The 22,346-nt window shown below is 69.5% G+C and carries 22 protein-coding genes and 1 pseudogene; 5 read left to right on the top strand and 18 right to left on the bottom strand.

From position 1 onward, the window contains the following. From LX16_RS00590 to LX16_RS00580, 3 genes and pseudogenes are all read right to left on the bottom strand, one after another. Positions 1-218 (bottom strand): annotated as a pseudogene (locus LX16_RS00590) (hypothetical protein); the annotation flags it as partial. 132 nt (positions 219-350) lie between these two features. Next, positions 351-1,535 (bottom strand): Gfo/Idh/MocA family protein, encoded by a 1,185-nt coding sequence (locus tag LX16_RS00585; protein ID WP_147131416.1) that lies wholly within the window; start codon positions 1,533-1,535, stop codon positions 351-353. 97 nt (positions 1,536-1,632) lie between these two features. Next, complete coding sequence (locus LX16_RS00580; protein WP_147131414.1) at positions 1,633-2,283, bottom strand: restriction endonuclease; 651 nt, start codon at positions 2,281-2,283, stop codon at positions 1,633-1,635. Between the two features lie 170 nt (positions 2,284-2,453). Between LX16_RS00580 and rsmI the strand changes: the two genes are divergently transcribed. After that, positions 2,454-3,311, top strand: a complete 858-nt coding sequence (rsmI, locus tag LX16_RS00575) for a 16S rRNA (cytidine(1402)-2'-O)-methyltransferase (RefSeq protein ID WP_147131411.1) — start codon at positions 2,454-2,456, stop codon at positions 3,309-3,311. 15 nt (positions 3,312-3,326) lie between these two features. Here rsmI and LX16_RS00570 read toward each other — a convergent pair whose 3' ends face one another. Both LX16_RS00570 and LX16_RS00565 read right to left on the bottom strand, forming a co-directional pair. Further along, complete coding sequence (locus LX16_RS00570) at positions 3,327-4,403, bottom strand: ABC transporter permease (RefSeq protein ID WP_147131408.1); 1,077 nt, start codon at positions 4,401-4,403, stop codon at positions 3,327-3,329. Beyond that, on the bottom strand, positions 4,403-5,308 hold the full coding sequence (locus LX16_RS00565; protein ID WP_147131403.1) for an ABC transporter ATP-binding protein: 906 nt from the start codon (positions 5,306-5,308) through the stop codon (positions 4,403-4,405). The genes LX16_RS00570 and LX16_RS00565 overlap by 1 nt, the downstream gene beginning before the upstream one ends. 118 nt (positions 5,309-5,426) lie before the next feature. On the opposite strand from LX16_RS00565, the gene glpK reads away from it, so the two are divergent. Further along, complete coding sequence (glpK, locus tag LX16_RS00560; RefSeq protein WP_147131400.1) at positions 5,427-6,902, top strand: glycerol kinase GlpK; 1,476 nt, start codon at positions 5,427-5,429, stop codon at positions 6,900-6,902. A 3-nt stretch (positions 6,903-6,905) separates the two neighbouring features. Here glpK and LX16_RS00555 read toward each other — a convergent pair whose 3' ends face one another. Next, positions 6,906-8,420, bottom strand: a complete 1,515-nt coding sequence (locus tag LX16_RS00555) for a serine/threonine protein kinase (RefSeq protein WP_147131394.1) — start codon at positions 8,418-8,420, stop codon at positions 6,906-6,908. Between the two features lie 412 nt (positions 8,421-8,832). Between LX16_RS00555 and LX16_RS00550 the strand changes: the two genes are divergently transcribed. Continuing rightward, positions 8,833-10,119 carry an alpha-L-fucosidase gene (locus tag LX16_RS00550; protein WP_147131391.1) on the top strand — a complete coding sequence of 429 codons (1,287 nt, stop codon included), beginning with the start codon at positions 8,833-8,835 and terminating at the stop codon, positions 10,117-10,119. 132 nt (positions 10,120-10,251) lie between these two features. On the opposite strand, the gene LX16_RS00545 is transcribed toward LX16_RS00550, so the two are convergent. After that, the gene (locus tag LX16_RS00545) at positions 10,252-10,548 is read right to left on the bottom strand and encodes a hypothetical protein (RefSeq protein WP_147131387.1); all 297 of its coding nucleotides are present in this window, start codon (positions 10,546-10,548) and stop codon (positions 10,252-10,254) included. A gap of 246 nt (positions 10,549-10,794) precedes the next feature. On the opposite strand from LX16_RS00545, the gene LX16_RS00540 reads away from it, so the two are divergent. Continuing rightward, positions 10,795-11,763, top strand: a complete 969-nt coding sequence (locus LX16_RS00540; protein ID WP_147131384.1) for a helix-turn-helix domain-containing protein — start codon at positions 10,795-10,797, stop codon at positions 11,761-11,763. A 272-nt stretch (positions 11,764-12,035) separates the two neighbouring features. On the opposite strand, the gene LX16_RS00535 is transcribed toward LX16_RS00540, so the two are convergent. Together LX16_RS00535 and LX16_RS00530 are read right to left on the bottom strand one after the other, a co-directional pair. Next, the gene (locus tag LX16_RS00535; protein ID WP_147131382.1) at positions 12,036-12,218 is read right to left on the bottom strand and encodes a DUF397 domain-containing protein; all 183 of its coding nucleotides are present in this window, start codon (positions 12,216-12,218) and stop codon (positions 12,036-12,038) included. Between the two features lie 263 nt (positions 12,219-12,481). Next, a complete protein-coding gene (locus tag LX16_RS00530) occupies positions 12,482-13,387 on the bottom strand; it encodes a cation diffusion facilitator family transporter (RefSeq protein ID WP_147131378.1) in 906 nt (301 codons plus the stop codon). A gap of 475 nt (positions 13,388-13,862) precedes the next feature. Here LX16_RS00530 and LX16_RS00525 point away from each other — a divergent pair, with 475 nt between their 5' ends. Next, complete coding sequence (locus LX16_RS00525) at positions 13,863-14,387, top strand: hypothetical protein (RefSeq protein WP_147131375.1); 525 nt, start codon at positions 13,863-13,865, stop codon at positions 14,385-14,387. Position 14,388: 1 nt separating this feature from the next. On the opposite strand, the gene LX16_RS00520 is transcribed toward LX16_RS00525, so the two are convergent. The 9 genes from LX16_RS00520 to LX16_RS00480 all read right to left on the bottom strand — a co-directional run bounded on the left by LX16_RS00520 (position 14,389) and on the right by LX16_RS00480 (position 22,283). Beyond that, positions 14,389-14,775: a phage holin family protein gene (locus tag LX16_RS00520; protein ID WP_425304404.1), complete on the bottom strand. Its 387-nt coding sequence runs from the start codon at positions 14,773-14,775 to the stop codon at positions 14,389-14,391. A gap of 150 nt (positions 14,776-14,925) precedes the next feature. Next, positions 14,926-15,792, bottom strand: a complete 867-nt coding sequence (gene pstB / locus LX16_RS00515) for a phosphate ABC transporter ATP-binding protein PstB (RefSeq protein WP_147131440.1) — start codon at positions 15,790-15,792, stop codon at positions 14,926-14,928. Between the two features lie 52 nt (positions 15,793-15,844). Beyond that, positions 15,845-16,762 (bottom strand): phosphate ABC transporter permease PstA, encoded by a 918-nt coding sequence (gene pstA / locus LX16_RS00510; protein WP_147131368.1) that lies wholly within the window; start codon positions 16,760-16,762, stop codon positions 15,845-15,847. Beyond that, positions 16,759-17,742 carry a phosphate ABC transporter permease subunit PstC gene (gene pstC / locus LX16_RS00505; protein WP_211354206.1) on the bottom strand — a complete coding sequence of 328 codons (984 nt, stop codon included), beginning with the start codon at positions 17,740-17,742 and terminating at the stop codon, positions 16,759-16,761. Before pstC ends, pstA begins: the two co-directional genes overlap by 4 nt. A 76-nt stretch (positions 17,743-17,818) precedes the next feature. Then, positions 17,819-18,871, bottom strand: a complete 1,053-nt coding sequence (pstS, locus tag LX16_RS00500) for a phosphate ABC transporter substrate-binding protein PstS (RefSeq protein ID WP_244615619.1) — start codon at positions 18,869-18,871, stop codon at positions 17,819-17,821. Positions 18,872-19,054: 183 nt separating this feature from the next. Continuing rightward, entirely contained in the window at positions 19,055-19,702 is a 648-nt protein-coding gene (gene phoU / locus LX16_RS00495; protein ID WP_147131360.1) for a phosphate signaling complex protein PhoU, read from the bottom strand. 91 nt (positions 19,703-19,793) lie between these two features. Continuing rightward, positions 19,794-20,315 (bottom strand): DUF2087 domain-containing protein, encoded by a 522-nt coding sequence (locus tag LX16_RS00490; protein ID WP_147131356.1) that lies wholly within the window; start codon positions 20,313-20,315, stop codon positions 19,794-19,796. A 118-nt stretch (positions 20,316-20,433) separates the two neighbouring features. Then, positions 20,434-21,333 (bottom strand): NAD(P)H-binding protein, encoded by a 900-nt coding sequence (locus LX16_RS00485; protein WP_147131353.1) that lies wholly within the window; start codon positions 21,331-21,333, stop codon positions 20,434-20,436. Beyond that, positions 21,330-22,283 (bottom strand): EamA family transporter, encoded by a 954-nt coding sequence (locus tag LX16_RS00480; protein WP_244615618.1) that lies wholly within the window; start codon positions 22,281-22,283, stop codon positions 21,330-21,332. The genes LX16_RS00485 and LX16_RS00480 overlap by 4 nt, the downstream gene beginning before the upstream one ends. Positions 22,284-22,346: the final 63 nt, after the last annotated feature.

Here is a 22,346-nt window from a genome sequence, read left to right as displayed (position 1 = left end):
TCACCATCGGTGTCGGAGAACAACTCCCCGTCGGCGGTCAACACCCCGTCGGCGACCCCGTCGTGATCCACATCGATGAAGGTCTCCTCACCGGCCACCGTCGTGGCGTCCTCGATACCATCACCGTTGATGTCGAAGTAGTCACCCGACGCGTCATCCGCGGTGTAGTCGTCCTCCACCGGCTCATCCGTCGTCGTGTCCTCGAAACCGTCGCTCATCGCGCTTTCCTCTCCCATGTGGGTTTGCCGTCCCGGCCCCTCGGCCGGTTGTCTTCGTTACGAGTACGAATCTATGGGATGGGATCGTCCGCTTGATCCCCCGTTCGTGCCACGAAGCCGAAGTTGTGGTGCCTACCGGCTGCCCGGTTGACCGTTCCGATAGTAGGCGGCCAGTTCCGCGTCCGGCATCGGGACGGCTCGGTTCCGGCCGCCCTCCCGGATCGATTGTGTCGCAACGATTCCCGCGGCGACGGAATCCCGTGCGGCGATCGGGGACGTGTCCGTGGCCCCACCGTGCCGCACGAACCGGCAGAACTCGTCTATGAGGCCGGCGTCGGCGCCGCCGTGACCGCCCCGGCTCACCGGCACCGGGACCACCCGGTCGGCGTCCGGGTCGTGGCCGCGTCGTTTCAGGTTCCACACCTTGACCACCGCCTCGGGGCCGGTGTCGCCGAAGTTCTCCAGTCGTCCCTCGGTGCCGATCACGGTGTAGTTGCGCCAGTAGTCCGGGGTGTAGTGGCACTGCTGGTAACTGGCCTGGACGCCGTTGTCGAGCCGCATCAGCATCATCGACAGGTCCTCCACGTCGACGACCGGGTGCAGCCCCCGCTGCGACAGCGGCGGCCAGTTCGCCGCCGGGTCGTACCAGTCGGCGGGACGGTCGCCCTCCCGGGCCTGGCGGTCGGTGATCCGGTTGTAGACGCTCAGTTTCCCCATCGCGGTCACCTCCCGGCTGGCCGCGCCGGCGAGCCAGTGGATCACGTCGATGTCGTGGGCGCCCTTCTGCAGCAGCAGTCCGGTGGTGCGGCGACGGTCGGCGTGCCAGTCCTTGAAGTAGAAGTCGCCGCCGTGGCCGACGAAGTGGCGGCACCAGATCGCCTGGACCTCACCGACGGCCCCCTCCGCTATCAGCTCGCGCATGGTCCGGACCACCGGCATGTGACGCATGTTGTGCCCCACGTACAGCCGGGTCCGGTGGCGGCGGGCCAGTTCCAGCAGCGTGTCGCAGTCCTCGATGCGGGTCGCCAGCGGCTTCTCCATGAAGGTGGCGACACCCGCCGACAGGGCCTGTCCGCCGAGCGTGACATGGGTGTCGTCCGGGGTGAGGATCAGGACGGCGTCGAGGTCGGCGGTCAGCATGTCGCCGAAGTCCTTGAACGTCAGTACGTCACCGAACCGTTCCCGGGCCCAGTCCCAGGTCGAGGTGTCGGTGTCGCACACCGCGGTGACACGGGAGCCGGCCCCGGGACGGTGCGCCTCGGCGGCGAGGGAGCGGCGCAGCCCGAGGCCGGCCACGCCGATGCGAAGGTCAGTCATGCCGGAAGCGTAACCGCTTGCCGGTGTGCGGCCGGTGGCCGTGACGTCGCTCAGGACGACGGTCACGCAGGTCGGAACCGTCGGGCGCGTGCGGCGCTCAGGCGGGACTGGCGGTCAGTTCGGCGGGCGGTTTCCGGTCGGCGACCCAGGCGGCGAGTTCCATCCGGTCGACCAGGATCACGCCCAACTGGGCCGCGAGGGCGTCGTGCCGGGCCGCGACCTTCAGGCGGTGCAGGTCGGCGTTGGTGATGAGCATCGCGGTGTCGGCCTTCCAGCGGGCGTGGGCGTCGGCGCCCAATGCCTGGATGTGCCGGGCGCCGCGCTTACTCATCGTGCCGTCGTCGGGCTTGGCCCGCACCATTACCCGCCGGGAGTCGGGGGCGGTGGCGACGAAGTTGCTGCCGAAGTCGGCGGCCCTGCCGACGAACCGCACCTGGCGGAACCCGTCGCGCAACAGCAGTTTCGCGACCCACGCCTCGAACTCGGGGATCGTCATGGTGTCGGCCTTGGCCAGGTGGCGTTCGAGCTCGGCGTCCTCGGCGCGTTCCGCGGCGTTCCGCCGGTGCCGGTACAGCAGCACGCCGCCGGCCGCGAGCGCGACGAGGGCGAGGACCACCACGACCGGCACCCAGTGCTGCGCGACCCACAGCGCGGCGTACCGCAGACCGGTGAACGCCAGGAACAGCACGGCCGCGCCCGCGACGATCTTGACGGTGAGCGACAACGGCGGCATCGTGGGTTCCCCCATATTGAAGGTGCGTCGGGTAATGGCCGGAGCCCGTGTGGCGGCACGGGCTGCGCCCAGTATGCATAACGCGAACGGCGAGTCACAGGGGAGTGTCGGATTGTTGACGTGAACTGGAGGCGTTGCCCCACAAGGTGTTAATCTGGACGGCCGTTCATGTGACAATACGAGCCGTGCCTGACGACACCACGGGAGAACTGGTCCTGCTCGGCGCCCCACTGGGCAACCCGGAGGACGCCTCGCCGCGACTCCGCCGCCTTCTCGGAGAGGCGGACGTGGTCGCCGCCGAGGACACCCGCCGCCTCCATCGCCTCGCCGCCGATCTCGGCGTCACGGTCACCGCCACGATCGTGTCGTACTTCGAGGGCAACGAACGGGAGCGGACGCCGAGGCTGCTGGCCGAACTGGAGTCGGGCGCGACGGTCGCCGTCATCACCGACGGGGGGATGCCCAGCGTCTCCGACCCCGGCTTCCGGCTGGTCAGGGCCGCGGTGGACGCGGGCGTGCCGGTGACGGCGGTGCCCGGCCCGACCGCCGTGACGACGGCCCTGGCGCTGTCCGGGCTGCCCACCGACCGGTTCTGCTTCGAGGGGTTCCTGCCCCGTAAGACCTCCGAACGCGACCGGTTGCTGGCCGAGCTCGCCGAGGAACCCCGGACCATGGTGTTCTTCGAGTCGCCGCACCGGATCGGGCAGAGTCTCACCGCCCTGGCGGAGCGGCTCGGCGCGGACCGGCCGGCGGCGCTGTGCCGTGAACTCACCAAGACCTACGAGGAGGTCCGGCGGGGCGGACTCGCCGACCTGGCGGAGGGTGTGCGGACCGATCCACCGCGCGGTGAGATCACCCTGGTCGTGACGGGACACACCGCCGCCCGGGGTGAAGCGGCACCGGCCGACCTGGCGGCGGCCGTCGCCGAGCTGATCGACTCGGGTGTGGACCGCAAGACCGCGATGAGCACGACGGCCCGCCGGTTCGGAGTGCCCCGGCGGGCCGTGTTCGACGCGCTGCTCACCGAACGGGAGTCCGACTGACCCCCGGTCCACCGGTCACAGGTCGTCCCAACGGAACATCCGCCACGCGACGAATCCGACCACGAGCGTGAACGCCACCAACAGCCCGATCTGCGGCAGCACGCTCAACGGGTCGTTCCCGCGCACCATCACCGACAGCAACGCGTCGTTGATGTAACGCAACGGGGAGATCCACGAGATCGTCTTCAACCAGTCGGGTGCCATGTCCAGCGGGAAGAACGAGCCCGAGGCGAAGGCCATCGGCATGACGACCAGGTTGGCGAGGCCGCTCGCGCCCTCACCGGTCCTGGCGATCGCGCCGATCACCATGCCCAGGGCCAGGAACGCCATGGTGCCGACCAGTAGGACCGGGATCGCCATCCACCAGTAGGACGTCAGGCTGAGCCCGAAGACCGGTAGCGAGGCGACGCCGATGAACACGGCGAGCTGGATCATCGCGGTGGCCAGGCTGACGCTGATCCGGGCACCGATGACCTCGGGGATCGAGACCGGGGCCAGCCGCAGCCTGCGGAGCAGTTTCTTGCTGCGCCAGTCGACGAGCGTCGCCGCGGCACCGAACACGCCGGAGATCGACACCGCCCAGCCGAGCAGGCCGGGCGTCAGGTACTGGATCGCCGACAGCGACTCGTCCTCGACCTGCCGGTTGTCGACCGTGGTGACGGGCACGTCGGGCGCGGCCACCTGGAGCCGTTGGAGGTTCCCCGCGTCGACCACACCGTTGAGTGTGGACAGTACGACGGCGGAGTTGGTGCGGTCGGCGGCGGAGTAGTGCACCGTGACCGTCTCACCGTTCTGGGACACCGCGGCGTCGGCGTCGCCCTGCCTCACCGTCTCCACGGCGGCGTCGAGGTCGTCCGACCGGGTCACCTCGAACAGGGCCTCATAGGAGTCGGGCGCGTTGTCGCGCAGGTCGTCCAGGACGGCCACGTCGCCGACCTGGACGATCCGGGCCGGGGAGGTCCCCTGGTCCTGGAACAGCGCCCCGAAGATCACCAGGAACATCAACGGGAACACGATGGTGAAGAACAGCGAGACCTTGTCCCGGACGAATCCGAGGAACATGGCCTTGGTGAGGCTGCGGAAACTCTGCATCAGGCCCGGTACTCCCGTCCGGTCAGTTCCAGGAACACGTCCTCCAGGGTGGCGCCCCGGACGCGCAGTCCGTCGAGCGCGGAGCGTTCGGCCAGGGCCGTCAGGATGCGTGCCGGATCGTGGGTGGTGAACGTCAGGTCCAGGCCGTCGTCCTCAACGTGCGCCTCGGCTCCGGCGACGCCGGCGGCCTGTTCCACGGTGAGGAATCCGCTGGAGATGGAGATGTGGGTGGCGGCGTGGAGGTCGCGCACGAGTTTCGCCGGGCTGTCGATGGTGAGGACCCGGCCGGAGTCCATGATGGCGACGCGGTCGCACAGCGACTCGGCCTCGTCCATGTGGTGCGTGGTCAACACGACGGTGCGGCCGTCGGAGTTGACCCGTCGCAGCAGGTCCCACAGGTTGCGGCGCGCCTGCGGGTCCAGGGCCGCGGTGGGTTCGTCGAGGAACACCAGTTCGGGGTCGTGGACCAGTGCGCAGGCGATGCTGAGCCGCTGCGCCTGCCCGCCGGACAGCTTCTCGATGCGGGTGCGGGCCTTGTCGGTGAGCCCGACGACCTCCAGCATCTCGTCGGCGCGGGCCGACGACACCCCGTACAGTTCGGCGAAGGTGCGCAACTGCTCCCGCGCGGTCAACCGGTCGAAGAAGGCCGACGACTGCAGCTGCACTCCGATCCGCATCGCCAGTTCCGGGTTGCGGGGCCACGGGCGCATCCCCAGCAGGCCGACCTCCCCGGAGTCCGGCTCGCGAAGCCCCTCCACGATCTCCAGCGTGGTGGTCTTCCCCGCGCCGTTGGGGCCGAGGATGCCGAAGAACTCCCCGGTCTTCACCTCGAACGAGACCCCGTCCACGGCGGCGAGGTCGCCGTAACGTTTCGCCAGGTCGGCGACCTTGATGGCTACATCCATGTGGCGAGCATAGGGCCGCCGGAAGCCACCGGCCTCCGCCCGCCGGGGTGTTACCGCTCCTTCTCAAGGACGAGACGGGGACTGGCACACTGAGAGCCCGCCATCCGAGGAGGACACCGTGAGCCGATACGTCGCCGCCGTGGACCAGGGAACCACGTCGTCGCGCTGCCTGATCTTCGACACCGGCACCGGTGGGCTGGTCGCGGCGGCGCAACAGGAGTTCACACAGCACTTCCCGAGACCGGGCTGGGTGGAGCACGACGCCGAGGAGATCTGGCGTGGGGTGCGGGCGGTGATGCGCGAGGCCATGGCGAAGGCGTCCGCCGACGTCTCCGACATCGCGGCCCTGGGCATCACGAACCAGCGTGAGACCACCGTGGTGTGGGACCGGGCGACCGGGGAGCCGGTGCACCGCGCCATCGTGTGGCAGGACACCCGCACCGACGCCCTGGTATCCGAGCTGGCCGCCGACGGCGGCCAGGACCGGTTCCGCGAGATCTGCGGCCTGCCGCTGGCGACCTACTTCGCCGGCCCGAAGGTGAGGTGGCTGCTCGATGAGGTGCCCGGACTCGCCGCGCGCGCCGAGGCGGGCGAACTGTGCTTCGGCACCATGGACACCTGGCTGATCCACAAGTTGACCGGTGAGCACGTCACCGACGTGACCAATGCGTCCCGCACCATGCTCATGAACCTGTCCACCCTGGACTGGGACGAGAAGGTGTGCGACGCCCTGGGTGTCCCGGTGGCGATGCTGCCCGCGATCCGGCCGTCCTCGCACGTCTACGGCACGGCGAAGGGGGAGTTCGCGGGCCTCACGGTGGCCGGGGCGCTCGGCGACCAGCACGCCGCCCTGTTCGGGCAGGGCTGCTACGACGTCGGCGACGCGAAGAACACGTACGGCACGGGGAGTTTCCTGTTGCTGAACACCGGTACGGAACCCGTCGGTTCGCAGGCCGGACTGATCACCACGGTCGCCTACCAGCTCGACGGCCAACCCGCCCGGTACGCATTGGAGGGCTCCATCGCGATCACCGGCGCCCTCGTGCAGTGGTTGCGGGACAACCTCGGCATCATCTCCGAGGCCGCCGAGATCGAAGACCTCGCGCGCACCGTCGAGGACAACGGCGGATGCTACTTCGTGCCGGCGTTCTCCGGTCTGTACGCCCCCCACTGGCGTTCCGACGCCCGGGGGTTGATCGCCGGCCTCACCCGATTCGCCCACAAGGGACATCTTGCGCGCGCGGTCCTGGAGGCCACGGCCTGGCAGACCCTGGAGGTCGCCGAGGCGATGCGGCAGGACTCCGGCGTCTCGCTCACCGGATTGCGTGTGGACGGCGGCATGACCGCGAACGACCTGCTCATGCAGATCCAGGCCGATGTGCTGGGGATACCGGTGATCCGGCCGCGGATCGCCGAGACCACCGCGCTGGGCGCGGCCTACGCCGCGGGACTCGCCGTCGATGTCTGGTCCAGTGTGGACGAACTCCGGGACCTGTGGGCGGAGGACCGCCGGTGGCTCCCCGAACGTGACCGGTCCGCCGACTACTCCCAGTGGCGGAAGGCGGTGGAGAAGTCGAAGGGTTGGCTGGACTGACAATCAGCGGGCGCCCTCCGCGCACACCTCCGCCCGATCGACGGTGATGGTCACGGTCGAACCCGGTGGGGCGGTGTCCCCGGCGGGCGGATGCTGGGCGGTGACGGCACATGTCGTCCCGCCGTCTCCCTGATACGTCACCGCCGGGTGGAATCCCGCCTCGGTGAGCGTCTGACGGGCCTTGGCCTCCGGCTGCCGCACCACGTCGGGCACCGGCGTGGCCGTGGGAGACGACGACGCCGACTCCGACGGCGAGGGGGACGGCGACCCGGTCCCGCCCCGTGACGGCGACGTGGAGGGATCGTCGTCGGAGGGGTCGCGGCTGCGGTTGCCCACCGGTTCGTCCGCTCCGCCCGGCAGCTCGTCGCCGGGACTCGACACACCGTCCGGTGAGACCGACTCGGAGGCGTCGGTACCCGTGACGTCGACGAGTCGGCGGCTCTCCCAGGGCGGATCCCCGACGACCACCACCAACACCACCGCCAGCAGCATGGCCGCGCCGGTGAACAGCAGCAGGCCCGGCATCAGTCGTCGCCTGCGCCGCATGGGGACGACGGCGGGCACCGCCGGCACCGGCGATGGTGCCGGCGGCTGCCACCGCGCCTCCCGCAGCGACATCCGGTCCTCCGGGACCGCGTGAGCCGGCGGCTCCACGACGGCGGCGCGCCGTGTCGTCGCCGAACGGCCCGTGACGGCCGGCCGCGCCTCACGGCACGCGGTCGCGAACTCCGCGGCCGTCGGCCAGCGGTCGTGTGGATGCTTGGCCAGCGCCCGGGAGATGAGTTCCGCGACGTCGGGGGAGACGTCGTCGGGAAGGCTGGGCGGCACGTTGCGCAGATGTGCCGAGAGCACGCCCAGCGGGGTGTCGGCCTTGAACGGTGGATGACCGGCGAGGCACTGGTGCGCGACGACGCCGAGCGAGTAGATGTCGGAGGCGGCGGTGAGTCGTTCACCGGACGCCTGTTCGGGGGACATGTAGGTCACCGTCCCCAGCACCACTCCGGTGGTCGTCATGGTGAGGTCGCCGCTGGCGCGCGCGATCCCGAAGTCGACGAGGGTGACCCGGCCGTCGTCGCGGACCAGGATGTTGCCCGGCTTGACGTCACGGTGGATGACTCCGGCGCGGTGCGCGATGTCCAACGCGTCCGCCACCTGGGCCACGATGTCCAGGGTGTCCCGAGTGTTGAGCCGGCCCCATCCGGCGATCCGGCGGGACAACGCCTGCCCGTCCACGTACTGCATGATGAGGAACGCGACGACGCCCCGGGGCGTGGCGACCTCGCCGTAGTCGTAGACGTCGACGATCCCGGGGGCCTCCAGCGCCGCGATGGCGCAGGCCTCCCGCCGGAACCGTTCCCGGAAGTTCTCGTCGGTCGCCAGACCGGTCAGCAGGACCTTGACCGCGACCGTGCGGCCGAGGATCGTGTCCTCGCCCTTCCACACGTCGCCCATCCCGCCGCCGCCCACGCGTCCGTGCAACCGGTAGCGTCCCGCCAGCACGTCACCCGCGTTCAGCACCGCTGTGTACCCCCACACCGTCCATCGGTTCGGCAAACTCCGGCGGCACGTCCTCCGCGCGGGACCGGGAGTCCCGGACCGCGCTCAGGCCGTCACGGCTGACACCGTTCCGGCATGCCACGGCCGCCACCTGGCTCTGGTGGGAGGCACCGCGACGCCGGCCCGGACAGGCGGTGCCAGGCGACCGGAACGGCGGCAGTGTTCCGGTCGCCTGGTCACCACCCGGCAGGTCGTCGGTGCACGGACGGCCTCCCACAAGAGTCAACGAGCCTGACCGGGTTTCGCTACGCCCCGAGGCCCGGGTTTGGCACACGGCCCGGCCGCGCGACCGGAGTGACCGTCGTCATCGCGTCACCGCCGCCACGCTGCTAGGGTCGCCCGACCCACCGGTCACACCCCCGCAAGGAGCCCCATGTCGATACCGCCGTTGGAGGAACGCGCCCGCTGGCTGACCGAGGCCCGGTTCGGACTGTTCGTCCACTGGGGTCTCTACTCGGCGGCCGCCAGGCACGAATGGGTTCAGACGCGCGAGAAGGCGACGGTCGAGGAGTACCGCAGGTACTTCGACCACTTCTCACCCGACCGGTTCGACCCCGAGCGCTGGGCGTCGGACGCCTGGGCGGCCGGGATGCGGTACGTGGTGGTCACGACCAAGCACCACGACGGCTTCTGCCTGTGGGACTCGAAGCTCACCGACTACTCCGCGCCGCACACCCCGGCGGGGCGCGACCTGCTGGCCCCGATGGTGGCGGCGTTCCGGGCACGCGGATTCCGGATCGGTTTCTATCACTCGCTACTGGACTGGCACCACCCGGACTTCACCATCGACGACCACCACCCGCTCAGAGACACGCCCGGACCCGGTGAGGGCCGCGACATGTCCCGGTACGTGCGGTACCTACACGGTCAGGTGACCGAGCTGTTGACCGGGTACGGCCGCGTCGACTCGATGTGGTTCGACTTCTCCTACCCCGGATACGGGGACCGGGGCAAGGGCAGAGAGGACTGGCGGTCGGAGGAGTTGATGGCCCTGGTGCGAAGGCTGCAACCCGGGATCCTCGTCAACGACCGGCTGGATCTGGGCACCGGTCCCGGTCCCGACACCGGGGACTTCACCACCCCGGAACAGGTGCAGCCCGTCGACGGCGCGGGTTTCGATTCGGCGGTCCCGTGGGAGGCGTGCCAGACGCTCAACGGTTCGTGGGGCTACGACAGGGACAACACGGAGTGGAAGTCGCCCCGGCTGCTGATCGGCATGTTGATCGACACCGTCGCCAAGGGCGGCAATCTGTTGCTGAACGTCGGGCCGACCGGTCGCGGGGCGTTCGATCCGCACGCGTCGGCGATCCTGTCCGACATCGGGGAGTGGATGGACGCCCACCACACCGCGATCCACGGTGCCGGACCGGCGGAGTTCACGCCGCCACCGGACTGCCGGTTCACCCGCCGGGCGGATCGTCTCTACCTCCACGTCCTCGCCTGGCCGTTGAAGCACCTCCACCTGCCGGGCCTGGCCGGGCGGGTCCGGTACGCGAGGCTGTTGCACGACCACTCCGAGGTACGGATCGAACGGTATGACCCGGCGGACGACTTCCGGCGGCACATGGCGGGTCTGGACCCCGACACCCTGACGTTGCGGTTGCCCGTGCGGCCACCGGAGGTCACGGTACCGGTGGTGGAGCTGATCCTGGCGGACTGAGTCGCCGGCCGTCTGATCGCGGCCGGTGCCCGGGGAGATGGGAAGGCGCCTCGGGCACCGGCCGATGAACCGTGGTGACGTCGTCGTTACATGCCACGCGACGCCGCCGTCACCGCGGTCGTCGGTCCGTTGCTACACCCGTGGGGAGGACACGGAAGCGGGAATGTCGGACCGGGAGGAAGGTACGCGGAGTGATGCGGTCTGTGCCTGGTGTCGCTTGGCGGCCTCCACCGCCTCGCCGATCTGACCGTCCCAGCACGCCCAGGAGTGGCATGGCCAGCTCTGGCCGCACACGGCGCAGATGCGCGCCTGTCCCTTGGGAGTGTGCCGCCGCCACCAGCGCACCTGCACCGGCCAGAGGCTCGGGCTGAGCACTCCGTCGGGAGGCTCGCTGGGCGGCGGCTGCTCCAATGTGTACGGACTTCTCAACTTTCCCCACCCTTTCGTATCCCGCGGGCCGTCTCGGCCCCGCGATGACTGGGTCCCACCTTGTTCGTCTTCGCGGACACTCCACTGTGCTTGGCGATGGCTTCGGCCACACACGTGGGGTAGTCTCTGTCGTATAGACTTGCACATGCAGGTTGGCACTGCAAGACATTCCACTTGATCGAGTGAACATTTCGGGACGGCTGCCGGTGGATCGCACACGGTGTGCGCTTCGAGGAGGATCCGGATATGGGAAAGTATGGCGCGAACACTGACGACGGCGCGTCCGACCGGGCCGAGAACAACTCAGGGAGTACCACAGTGGTGTCCAGCAGCGGCAGCCCCACCGTTCGGCGTCGGAGGCTCGGGGCACAGCTACGGGAGCTTCGCCAGAACAGCCACACCAGTGTGGAGCAGGTGGCCCAGGCGTTCGACGTGACGCCGTCGACGATCTACCGGATGGAATTGGGCCGGGTCAAGGTGAAGACCCGCGACATCGACCTGTTCGCGAAACTCTACGGCGTCGACCACGACTCCGGACTCGTCAAGGAGTTGACCGGCCTGGCGCGCGACGGCAGCAAACGCGGTTGGTGGGCCAAGTACGCCGACACCATCTCGCCGCCGTACGCCACCTACATCGGCCTGGAGGCGGAGGCGACCAGGCTGAGCATCTACGACGGCCTGATCATCAACGGTCTACTCCAGACACGCGAGTACGCCCAGTCGACATTCGACTTCGTCGACGAGAACGCCAAGGCCAACATGGAGAAGCGCATCGAGTTGCGGATGGAGCGCCAGGGGCGCGTCCGGCAGCGCGAACTCCAGATGTGGAACGTCATCGACGAGGCGGCGATCCGCCGTGTCATCGGCGGCGCTCCCGTGATGCGCCAACAACTCCGGCACCTCCTCGAGGTCGCCGACCTGCCGAACGTACAGATCCAGGTGTTGCCGTTCGCCGGCGGCGCCTACCCGGGGATGCTGGGATCGTTCACCTTCATGGAGTTCGGGCCGGGCGGGGACCCCAAGGACCCGGATCCCGAGCCCGATCCCACGTACCGTCACCCCGACGTGGTCTACATCGAGGGCCACACGGGGGACGTGTACGAGGAGGAGCACACCGATCGGTTCAAGACCGTCTTCGAGAACCTGCGGGTCGCGGCGTTGAGCCCGACCATGTCGCTGGAACTGATCCGTAAGGAGATCGACCGGTTGGGCTGATCCCGGTTTCCGGGAACCGATCGTCGGGAAGAAGGCTGCCCTCTCACCGCTATGGGTTGTGGCGGAGCGGCCGTTCCGAGTGCGATTGCCATCGGAACGGCCGCGGGGCCTCGGGCGGAGGCCGTCTTACGCTTCGGAGAGTGCCCTCGGGGCGATCGGGCTGTCGCGATGCACGTGACGTTGGGCGGTCACGGGTCGTGGCGGGCCGGTCCGACGGGAACGGCCACCATCTCACCGGAGGAGGGCACCGGGGATCCGGAACGTATACCGCGTCAGCGGGAGCCGTGCCTGGAGATCGCCAGCAGTTCCCGCCATTCGCCGGTCGTGGCGTGCAGGGTCGGGCCGCTGACGTCCTTCGAGTCGCGAACCTCCACGCCGGTCACGGACAACCGGGCCTCGACGCATGCGCCGTTGGGACCGGACTTGCTGCTCTTACGCCATTGTGTGTTGAGCATTTTCCCACCTGTTCTCGGTTGTGTGCGCGTGAACGCACTCCCTGAGCGTGGTCGCACGTGAATTGCGCCACCGCTTCACGGTAGACGTTGTGGTCCAGGGGTTAGGTCGGAACCGTGACAATGTCGGTTGGTTGACAGTTTGAGGCGGACTATCGTGTCCGTTCCGGCACTGTGGGTGTCGGCCGGAGTCTCGCCGCCGTCGGCGGTGCCGTCGCGCGAAGCCGCCGACGGGAACACGGGAGTACGAAGTGGACGGACGGCCGTCACCAGGTCAGTGATTCGCAGCCCCGGTCGTCCTGGGGTTCCACCTGCAGGGTCGCGTGGTCGATGCCGAAGTCCTCGTGCAGTGCCGACCTGGCGGCGGACAACACCCCGCCGAGTTCGTGGCCCGACGCGATCCCGAGGTGGGCCGAGGCCACGTCCATGCCCGACGTGAGCGTCCAGACGTGTAGGTCGTGGACGTCGGTGACGCCGGGGACGGTGCGGAGCCTCTCCTCCACGGCCGGTACGTCGATGTGTTCGGGTGCGGTCTGGAGGAGGATGCGCAGCGCGTCGCGGCCGAGCCGTGCGGCACGCGGCAGGATGAGTCCCGCCATCGCCACGGCGATGACCGGGTCCGCGTACCACCATCCGGTGGTGGCGATGACCACCGCGGCCACGATGACGCCGATCGACCCCAGGACGTCCCCAAGCACCTCGAAGTACGCGCCGCGGACGTTGATCGACTCCGACGCTCCGGACCGCAGCAGCCCCAGCGACACGAGGTTGGCGATCAGGCCGACGACGGCGGTGACCAGCATGGCGGTCGAGGCGACCTCCGTCGGTTCCCGGAACCGGCCGACGGACTCGATGAGGACCCACACGGCGACCGCGAACAGCAGCACGGTGTTGCCCAGTGCGGCGAGTACCTCCAGGCGGTACAGGCCGAACGTCCGGCGTGGCCGGGAGCGGCTGCGCCGCACCGCGATGATGGCCGCCAGCGCCATGGCGATCCCGAGCGCGTCGGTCGCCATGTGACCGGCGTCCGACAGCAGCGCCAGGGAGTTGCTGAACAGCCCCATGACGATCTCCACCACCATGAAACCGCCGGTGACGCCCAGCGCCGCCCACAGTCGTCCCCGATGCCTGGCGCCCAGGCTCATGGCCCCGTGATCGTGTCCCGCTCCCATACCGTTTCCTCGAATCGTCGCGTCGCCGGGCGGTCGCCCGCGCGAATGATGCTATCATGCGCATGTACGCATATGTGTTGGCGTCGGATTCGCCGATGTGCGCCGATCGCGGCGGTTGGGTATGTGATTCCCGTGGACACGGTTCGGCACATCGGCGGCGGCGCGGGGCTCCCGTGGTGCCGATCGGACACGGTCGGTCGCCGATCCCCTACCCGGCGCGAGGCCGGAGGGTGTTCCGCCTCACCATTGTGGAGTATCGCGTACATCCATAGTGGAGCTTCGGCGTCGCGGGGTAGACTCGACGTCAGCAGTCTGATTCCCATGCCGCCTCGTCGCCATTGGAGACGCCCATCACCGATCACGGTCTCCGGCAGCTCCCGGCAAGCGCTCGCTGAACCCAAGGTGACTCCCATCCGCCGATGGCACCGTAGGGGCGATTCCGGTGAATCGGGTTACTACACAGCGGAGGTCAGGGATGGATGATGTAGTCAACGTCGGAATCTGGTCGATGGTCGGTGTCATCGGCCTCGTCGCGCTCACGGCGCTCGTCATGGGCATGGTCGCCCGTCGCAGACGGCACGCCGAGGAGGCGCTGGAGGCGCACCGGACGGCCGCGAAGTGGTGCGGTCTGCTGCACGGCCAGTTGGCCAGCCTGCGCCACGGCGGCGACCCCGTCGCGTCGCGCGCGCTGGAGGACGCCCGTGAACACTTCGACATGGCGTCACACCGGCTGTCCGAGGCGTCCACCGCCGCGGAGTACCACGCCGTCCAGCAGGCGGCCGTCGTCGGACTGCGGTACATCGGAGTCGCCCGGGCGAGGCTCGGCCTGGTGGCCGGCCCGCAGGGGCCGCCGCCGTCCTCGGCCGACGGACGGCCGATGTACGAGGCCGGGTACCGCGCCGTGCCGGTCGCCTCGGAGGCCCGCGACGGCGACGACCGCTACGAACGCCGGCGCAACACCGTGATCTCCGGCCTGCCCGGCCTGCGCAGCGACAACTGACCTAGGAATCGCGCTTCGGATCCGGAATCACCAGGCTCAGCAGCCACGACACGATCGCCATCACGATCGCACCCCAGAACGCCGGCCAGAACCCGTCGATCGAGAACGGTATGTCCATCTGTTGGGACAGCCACCCCGTCAACAGGAACAGCAGGGCGTTCACCACCAGGGCGAACAGGCCGAGCGTCAGTACGTAGAAGGCACAGCCGAACACCTGGACGATCGGCTTGATCACCGCGTTCACCAGGCCGAAGATCAAGGCCACCACCAGCAGGGTGCCGATGTCGGCGGCGGTGGAGCCGCCGGAGACCTCGATACCGGACACGATCAGGGTCGTGACCCACAACGCCACCGCGTTGACTATCAGTCTGATCAGGAATCGCACCATCGAATGGTGACAAAGCCGGGCCCCCGCATCGGGGATGTCCGCGGCTTCGGAGTGGCCCGGTGCGGGCGTTACCGTGCCGGTGGTCGCGGCGCCCCTCCGGACCACCGGCACGGCGCCGCACCGGTTCCTCCTCGGTGCGGCGGTCTCGGATCAGCCGAAACGGCCGGTGATGTAGTCCTCCGTGCGCTGCTCGGCCGGGTTCGTGAAGATCTTCTCGGTGTCGTCGAACTCCACGAGGCGACCGTGCCGGACACCGGCGTCGTCCACCTCGGCGGTGAAGAACGCCGTGTAGTGACTCACCCGGGCCGCCTGCTGCATGTTGTGCGTGACGATGACGATGGTGTAGTCCTCCGCCAACCGGAACATCAGTTCCTCCACCTTGGAGGTGGCGATCGGGTCCAGGGCCGAACACGGCTCGTCCATCAGGATGACCTCGGGCTTGACCGCGATCGCGCGCGCGATGCACAGCCGCTGCTGCTGGCCACCCGACAGAGCCAGGCCGGAGGTCTTCATCTTGTCCTTGACCTCGTCCCACAACGCCGCGCCGGTCAGCGCCTCCTCGACGATGTCGTCGAGCTCCGCGCGCCGCTTGACGCCGTTCAGGCGGGGACCGTAGGCGACGTTGTCGTAGATCGACTTCGGGAACGGGTTCGCCTTCTGGAACACCATGCCGATGTGGCGCCGCACCTGGATCGGGTCCACGTTCGGCGCGTAGATGTCCTGACCGTGGTAGGTGATCGAACCGCTCACGCGGGCACCCGCCACCAGGTCGTTCATCCGGTTCAGGGACCGCAGCACGGTCGACTTGCCGCAACCGGACGGGCCGATCATCGCGGTGATCTGGTTGTGGCGGATGGGCAGTGACACGCCCCTGACCGCCTCGAAGTCACCGTAGAACACGCTGACGTCGGACAGGTCCATCACCGGCTCGCCGGGGGCCGACACCGAGGTGGCGGCGCTGCCCAGGCCCGCGGTGGGACGGACGGTACGGGACGGTGCCTTTTCGGGAGTGGTCATGGTCGTCACCTCGGAGTCGACGGACGGGGACTTGACGGAACGGGTCGGCATCTCAGCGCTCCTTGAGTGCGAACCTGGCGGCGATGAGCCGGGCGATGATGGTGAACAGCAGCACGATCGCGATCAGGGTCAGTGCCGCGCCCCACGCGCGGTCCTGCGCCCCCGCGAACGTGAGGCTCGCGTTGCGGTAGATCTGCGCGGCCAGGGTGGTGTTGCCGCCGTCGAACAGGTCCGGGTTCGCCGCGAAGGCGATCCCGACGGTCACGATGATCGGCGCGGTCTCACCCGCGGCCCGGGCCACCGCCAGCAGCGAACCACTGGTGATGCCCGAGATCGCCGACGGCAGGACCACCGTCACGATCGTGCGCCACTTGCGGGCGCCCAGCGCGGCACTGGCCTGGCGCAACTCGTCCGGCACCAGCCGCAGCATCTCCTCGCTGGAACGGATGACGATCGGCAGCATCAGGCACGCGAGCGCCAGCGCGCCGCCGAACCCGTTCTTCTCGCCGATGGCCAGGACCCACGTCACGTAGATGAACAGGCCCATCACGATCGACGGGACACCGGTCATCACGTCGGCCATGGTCCGGATGAACCTCGCCAACGCCGACTGCTTGCCGTACTCGTTGAGGTAGATCGCGCCCATCACGCCCAGCGGGATCGCCAGCAGGGCGGCCATACCCGTGATCACCAGGGTTCCCACCACCGCGGCCCCCATGCCGGGGCCCTCACGACGGTAGTTGCGGGGGATGTCGGCGGTCAGGAACTCCAGGCTCATCACGCCCGCGCCACGGGACACGACCTCGTAGACCACCAGGCCCAACGGCAGGATCGCCAACAGCAGACAGGCGGCGATCAGCACCGTCATGCCCCGGTTGGCGAACCGGCGGCGGAACGGCAGCGCGGACTTCCCCAGGTCGGGACGCGACCGGGCGGCACCCTCACGGGCGGGGGTGGCGGTGGCCGTCATGCGGTGGCTCCCTTCATGCGGATCTCGGCGCGCCGCACGATCACCCGCGCGCTGTAGTTGACGAGCACGGTCATGGCGAACAGCACGACGCCGATCCCGATGAGCGCGCTGGTGTGCAGACCGCTGGCCTCACCCCACTGTTGGGCGATGACCGCGGCCATGGAGTTCCCGGAGGCGAAGAGGTTCGCCGCGATCTGGGTGGAGCCGCCGATGACGAGCGTCACCGCGATGGTCTCGCCCATCGCGCGTCCCAGGCCCAGCATCGCCGCGCCCACCAGGCCGGCGAAACTGTGGGGGAACACCGCGCCCTTGATCATCTCCCAGCGGGTGGCGCCCAACGCGTACGCCGCCTGCTTGTCGGCGACCGGCACGGTGTCGAACACCTCGCGGCTGATCGACGTGATGATCGGGATCACCATGACGGCGAGGATCACGCCCGCCGTGGCGAAGGTGTTGCCGTTGACGGCGGGACCGAACACCGAACCCAGGACCGGAACGTTCACGACGAGGTCGTGGATCCACTGGTACAACGGCAGCGCGGCGGGTGCGATGACCAGGATGCCGACGAGACCGAACACCACCGACGGCACCGCCGCCAACAGGTCGATCACGGTGACGGCGGGCACCCGCAGCCAGCGCGGCGCCAGCTCGGTGAGGAACAGCGCGATGCCGATGGACACCGGGACCGCGATCAGCAGCGCCAGCAGCGACGAGACGGCGGTGCCGTAGAGGAAGGTCAGCGTGCCGAACAGCGGCAGGTCGGGGTTGTTGGGCGCCCAGCGTTGTCCGAAGATGAAGTCGAATCCGGAGTGCTGGAAGGCGGGCAGCGCCTCCCAGGTGGTGCTGAGCAGGATCAGCGCCAGGACGCCGAGTACGAGAAGACCCGCGCCGTACGAGGCGCCGCCGAACACGCGGTCGAGCGTGCGGCCCCGGCCCGGCGTCGTCACATCGGAGGCGGGTGCCCTGTCGAGCTGTGTCAAGGGGAACTCCATGTATACGGCCGTGCCGCACCGGGGGCCTCAGGGGCCTCCGATGCGGCGGGACGGCGGTTGCGGATCAACTCTGGATCTTGTCCAGCTGGGCCAGTGCCTGCTCGGCGAGCGAGTCGGGCAGCGGCGCGAAGAACTCGTCCTCGGCCAGCGCCTGTCCGTCGGTGAGCAGCCAGGTCAGGAACGCCTTGACCAGTTCGGCGGTCTGCGGGTCCTCGTAGCTGGTGCGCACCAGGATGTAGGTCGGCGCGGTGATCGGGTAGGCGTCGGCGCCGGCCGCGTTCAGCGGGTTGTAGGACAGGTCCTCGGCGACCTCGGCGCCCTCCAGGCCGGCGGTGGTGCCCGCGATGCTCGGCATCACGAACTCGCCGTCGGCGTTCTCGACGGCCGCGAACACGAGCTCGCTGCCGGTCGCGTCGGCGAGGTCGACGTATCCGATGGCGCCCTCGGTCTGCTGGATGATCGAGGCGACACCGGTGTTCTTCTCGCCGCCCTGCGAGTCGGAGGGCCACTCGACGACGTCGCCGCTGCCCAGCTCCCAGGACTCGGTCGCCTCGTCGAGGAACTTGGTGAAGTTGGTCGTGGTGCCCGAGCCGTCGGAGCGGTGGGCGATGGTGATCGGGGTATCGGGCAACTCGGCGTCGGGGTTGGCCTCGGCGATCGCCGGGTCGTTCCAGGTCTCGATGTCGCCCTGGAAGATCTGGGCCAGCGTCTCCTGGCCGAGCTGCAGGCCCTCGACGCCGGGCAGGTTGTAGGACACCGTGATGGGGGCGGCCACGGTGGGCACGTAGAGGAACGAACCGGGCTCGACCGGGTCGTCGTCACCGACCAGGCTGTCGGTGCCGGCGAAGTCGGTCAGACCCTCGCCGAACTCCTTCTTGCCGGTGCCGGATCCGGTGGAGTTGTAGTTGATGACGACCTCGGGAGCGACCTCGGCGTAGGCCTCGATGGCCACCTGGTAGTAGGCGTCGGGGAAGCTGGCGCCGGAGGCGGTCAGTTCACCGGAAAGGTCGCTGGTGCCGGTGTTTCCGGCGTCGTCGGCGGAGTCTCCACCGCCGCATGCCGCGACACCGAGGGCGAGGGCACTGGCGGCCAGAAGAGGCAGGACTTTGCCTCGCACGTTCACAGTCACTGTAGGTCTCTACTCCGGGTTCGGCCGGTGAGTCACCGGACGGCGGTTGATTCACTGACCATGTAAATCCGGACCGGTGTGCGGGTAGAGAAGTCAAGGTGAACGATAAATGAACGACGCGACGCGGTTTGAACGCGCGCCGTGACGCGCCTCTCGGTCGCCGGGCCGGGCTCACGGCCGGTCGAGGTGTACCTCGCCCGTGACCAGGTAGACGATCTGGTGTGCGATGCGTACGGCGTGGTCGGCGAACCGTTCGTAGGCGCGGCCCAGCATGGCCACGTCCACGGCCGCCTCGGCGCCGTGCGGCCAGTCGTCGCCGATCAACGCCATCAGCCTCGCGAACTGGGCGTCCATCTCGTCGTCGTCGAGGTCGAACTGGGCGGCGTCCAACACGTCCCGCGACAGCAGGATGCGGGTCGTCTTGGCGGCGACGCGGTCGGCGACGGCCGCCATCGCCTCGTAGACGGGCCGCGCGGCGGGTACGGCGCAGGCGGTCCCGTCCCGCTGCGCGATCTTGGCGATGTGCACCGCCATGTCGCCCATGCGTTCCAGGTCGGTGGTCATGCGGATCGCGCCCAGCATGAACCGCAGGTCCCCGGCGATCGGCTGGTGCCGGGTCATGATCTCGGTGACGCGGTCCTCGACGGTGTACTGCATGGCGTTGACCCGCGAGTCGCCGTCGATGACCGCCTGCGCGCGTTCGGGAGTCCGTTCCAGCAGTACCGCGGAGGCGGACCGGACCGCCGTGGCGACCAGAGTGGACATGTCCACCAACTGGCCTCCGACAACGTCCAGATGGGAGTGCAGTGGGTCGCGCATCGGAACCCCCTTATCGGTGACGACAACCGACCTCGAGTGTGCCCGATCGGTCACCCCGCGGAACGGGCGGTCCCGGTGACGGGTGTCTCGGTCACGGACCCGACCGCCAGTACTCCCCGTCGGCGCGGCTCATCAGACCGGTGTCGACCAGCCGGCGGCGCAGGTTGGCGTGGTCGTCGTGGAATCCCCTCAGGATCCGGTTCACCTCGGGTTCCCGGTACCGCACACCCGGCTCGAACCGGGTGACGACGTACTCCAGGACGACCCGCACCTTGGCGGCGGCCTCCGGCATGACCCTGATCCGGCCGTCCCGCAGGACCGTGTTGAGCAGCGCGTTCCGCTTCGGGTCGGGATCGAGTACGGGAGTCGGGCGGTCGGCTCCCACCGCGCGCATCACGGTCTTGAACAGTTCGGGCCGCGCGGTGAGACCGGAGTCGTCGCCGTCGATCAGGCCGCCGTCCCGCAGCTTCCCGATCGCCTTGACGACGCGGGCCGGCGGCAGCCCGGCGCCGCTCGCCACGGTCGCGACGTCGCCCGCGCCGAGGACCACCGCGGCGAAGACCCGCAGCCGTTCCGGTTCCGCCAACAGTCCGCACAACGTCTCGGGAGTCATCGGGCGAGCCTGACAGCCGGGGCCGTTCCGTGCCAGTCGTTTTCCGGCGCACCCGGTGGAGACGTCCGGTGCCGCCCACTCCCGGACTCGGGGAGGGCGGCACCGGTGGTGTCGCGGGTCAACCCGTCCGGGTGTCGGTCCTCGCCGTGAACACCTCGGCGTGATCCCGGGCGAAGTCGGTGACGGTGCGGGCGCGACGGCCGGTGACGGCCTCGAAGTCGGGTGAGACGTGGTCGCCCCGGCCCAGCACGTGGGCCTGGGCGTACTCGGTCAACATCCCGATGATCCACTCCGGCACACCGGATGCCCGCAGCCGCCGTTCGCGTGCGTCGTCGGAGACCGGTGTGTAGCGGACCGCCCGCCCGCACACCGCCGACAGTGCCGCGGCGACCTCGTCGAAGGTGATCGCCCGAGGACCGGTGAGGGTGTAGGTCCGGCCGTCGTGCCGGTCGGAGTCGTCGCGCAGGATCACGGCGGCGCAGGCGGCGACGTCGCGCGCGTCGATCATGGCGAGCCGGCTCGTCGCCATGTTGAGTCGCAGGACACCCTCGGCGGCGACGTCGTGGGCCTCCCCGAGCAGGTTCTGCATGAACCAGAAGGGTCGCAGGATCGTCCATCGTAGACCGGATTCGATCAGGTCCGCGTCGGCGCGCGCGTGCAGGCGCTCACTGCGGGTCGGTGCGTCGGGCGCGGCCCGCAACGCCGACAGCCGCACCACCCGGCCGACCCCGGCCCGGTGCGCAGCCCGGACGGCGTTCGCGCTGAGTTCGTGCGCGCGCGGGTCGTTGGGTGTCAACAGCCAGAGGTCGTCGGCGCCGTCGAACGCGGCACGGCACGACGCGGGTTCCGCGAGATCGCCGACGAACGCCGCCACGCCTCGTCGCCGCAGAGTCTCGGCGGCGGCCTCGCCGGTCACCAGTGCGCGAAGCCTGACGGGGGCGCCTTCGAGCGCGTCCAGCAACGCCGAGGACACGGTCCCGGTGGCTCCGGTGATCAACAGGGTGCGGGTGGCGGTCATCGTGCGATCTCCTCGGTGGATTCGGCCGCCGGGGTCCCGGCGGTCGGTCGGATGTGGCGGCGGAACCGTTCGCGCGCGATCGCCGGCGTCGTCTGCGCGGCCGCGATCGCCAGGAGGGCCAGTACGAATCCGGCGCACTGCGGCGGTGTGAGGGTCTCGCCGAGCACCACCAGGCCGAGCAGGGTCGCCACGGCCGGTGACAGCAGCGGAAGGAACGACACCGCCGCAACCGGCAGCCGGCCCAGGCCCCCGAACCACAGGACGTAGGCGATGGCGGTGCCGACCACGGCCAGCCAGGCGTAGCCTCCCCACGCCGCCGCGTCGGGCACCGGAGACAGCCCCTCGGCCGCCAACGCGACCGGTGTCAGCAACAGGCCGCTCGCGGTGAGCTGCCAGCCCGTGAAGGCGAGCGTGCCGACCCCCTCGGGGCGCCCCCATCGCCGGGTCAGGACGATCCCGGTGGCCATCGACGCGGCGGCGGCGATGCCGGCGAGTAGACCGACGGCGTCGAAGCCGACCGGGCCGCGCAGCACCATCAACCCGACGCCCGCCACTCCCGCGGCGCCCCAGCCGAGTCGCCAACCGGTGGGGCGGTCACGCAGCACCAGGTACCCGATCGCGGCGACGAGCAGCGGTTGCACCGCGGTCAGGGTCGCCGCGACACCCCCGGGCAACCGGTAGGCCGCCACGAACAGCAGCGCGTTGAACGCCCCGATGTTCAGGGTTCCCAACACGGCGGATCGCCACCACCACCGGCCGCGCGGCAGAACCCGCGCGACGAGCACCAGGCACAGGCCCGCCGGGAGGAGCCGGATCACCGCCGACAGCAGCGGAATGCCGGGTGGCAGGAACTCGGTCGTCACAAGGTAGGTGGTGCCCCAGCTCACCGGCGCCAGTGCGGTGAGAACGGTCAGGCGGGCCGGGGACGGATTCGATACGGGGGTCGTCACGACGGAAGTCTCACCCGGCGACCATCGATGAGTCCAACACATGTTCGTCACCGGATCGATCGT

The organism is Stackebrandtia albiflava (assembly GCF_007994225.1).
Lineage (GTDB): Bacteria > Actinomycetota > Actinomycetes > Mycobacteriales > Micromonosporaceae > Stackebrandtia > Stackebrandtia albiflava.
Note: the sequence above shows the minus strand (reverse complement) of the source record. Positions and strands in the feature narration are given on the sequence as shown.

What these genes read in the sequence shown, in the direction of transcription:
- LX16_RS00585 (WP_147131416.1), bottom strand. Translation starts at nt 1,535, where the DNA reads ATGACTGACCTTCGCATCGGCGTGGCCGGCCTCGGGCTGCGCCGCTCC.
- LX16_RS00580 (WP_147131414.1), bottom strand. Translation starts at nt 2,283, where the DNA reads ATGGGGGAACCCACGATGCCGCCGTTGTCGCTCACCGTCAAGATCGTC.
- LX16_RS00570 (WP_147131408.1), bottom strand. Translation starts at nt 4,403, where the DNA reads ATGCAGAGTTTCCGCAGCCTCACCAAGGCCATGTTCCTCGGATTCGTC.
- LX16_RS00565 (WP_147131403.1), bottom strand. Translation starts at nt 5,308, where the DNA reads ATGGATGTAGCCATCAAGGTCGCCGACCTGGCGAAACGTTACGGCGAC.
- LX16_RS00550 (WP_147131391.1), top strand. Translation starts at nt 8,833, where the DNA reads ATGTCGATACCGCCGTTGGAGGAACGCGCCCGCTGGCTGACCGAGGCC.
- LX16_RS00540 (WP_147131384.1), top strand. Translation starts at nt 10,795, where the DNA reads ATGGGAAAGTATGGCGCGAACACTGACGACGGCGCGTCCGACCGGGCC.
- LX16_RS00535 (WP_147131382.1), bottom strand. Translation starts at nt 12,218, where the DNA reads ATGCTCAACACACAATGGCGTAAGAGCAGCAAGTCCGGTCCCAACGGC.
- LX16_RS00530 (WP_147131378.1), bottom strand. Translation starts at nt 13,387, where the DNA reads ATGGGAGCGGGACACGATCACGGGGCCATGAGCCTGGGCGCCAGGCAT.
- LX16_RS00525 (WP_147131375.1), top strand. Translation starts at nt 13,863, where the DNA reads ATGGATGATGTAGTCAACGTCGGAATCTGGTCGATGGTCGGTGTCATC.
- LX16_RS00520 (WP_425304404.1), bottom strand. Translation starts at nt 14,775, where the DNA reads ATGGTGCGATTCCTGATCAGACTGATAGTCAACGCGGTGGCGTTGTGG.
- pstB (WP_147131440.1), bottom strand. Translation starts at nt 15,792, where the DNA reads ATGACCACTCCCGAAAAGGCACCGTCCCGTACCGTCCGTCCCACCGCG.
- pstA (WP_147131368.1), bottom strand. Translation starts at nt 16,762, where the DNA reads ATGACGGCCACCGCCACCCCCGCCCGTGAGGGTGCCGCCCGGTCGCGT.
- phoU (WP_147131360.1), bottom strand. Translation starts at nt 19,702, where the DNA reads ATGCGCGACCCACTGCACTCCCATCTGGACGTTGTCGGAGGCCAGTTG.
- LX16_RS00490 (WP_147131356.1), bottom strand. Translation starts at nt 20,315, where the DNA reads ATGACTCCCGAGACGTTGTGCGGACTGTTGGCGGAACCGGAACGGCTG.
- LX16_RS00485 (WP_147131353.1), bottom strand. Translation starts at nt 21,333, where the DNA reads ATGACCGCCACCCGCACCCTGTTGATCACCGGAGCCACCGGGACCGTG.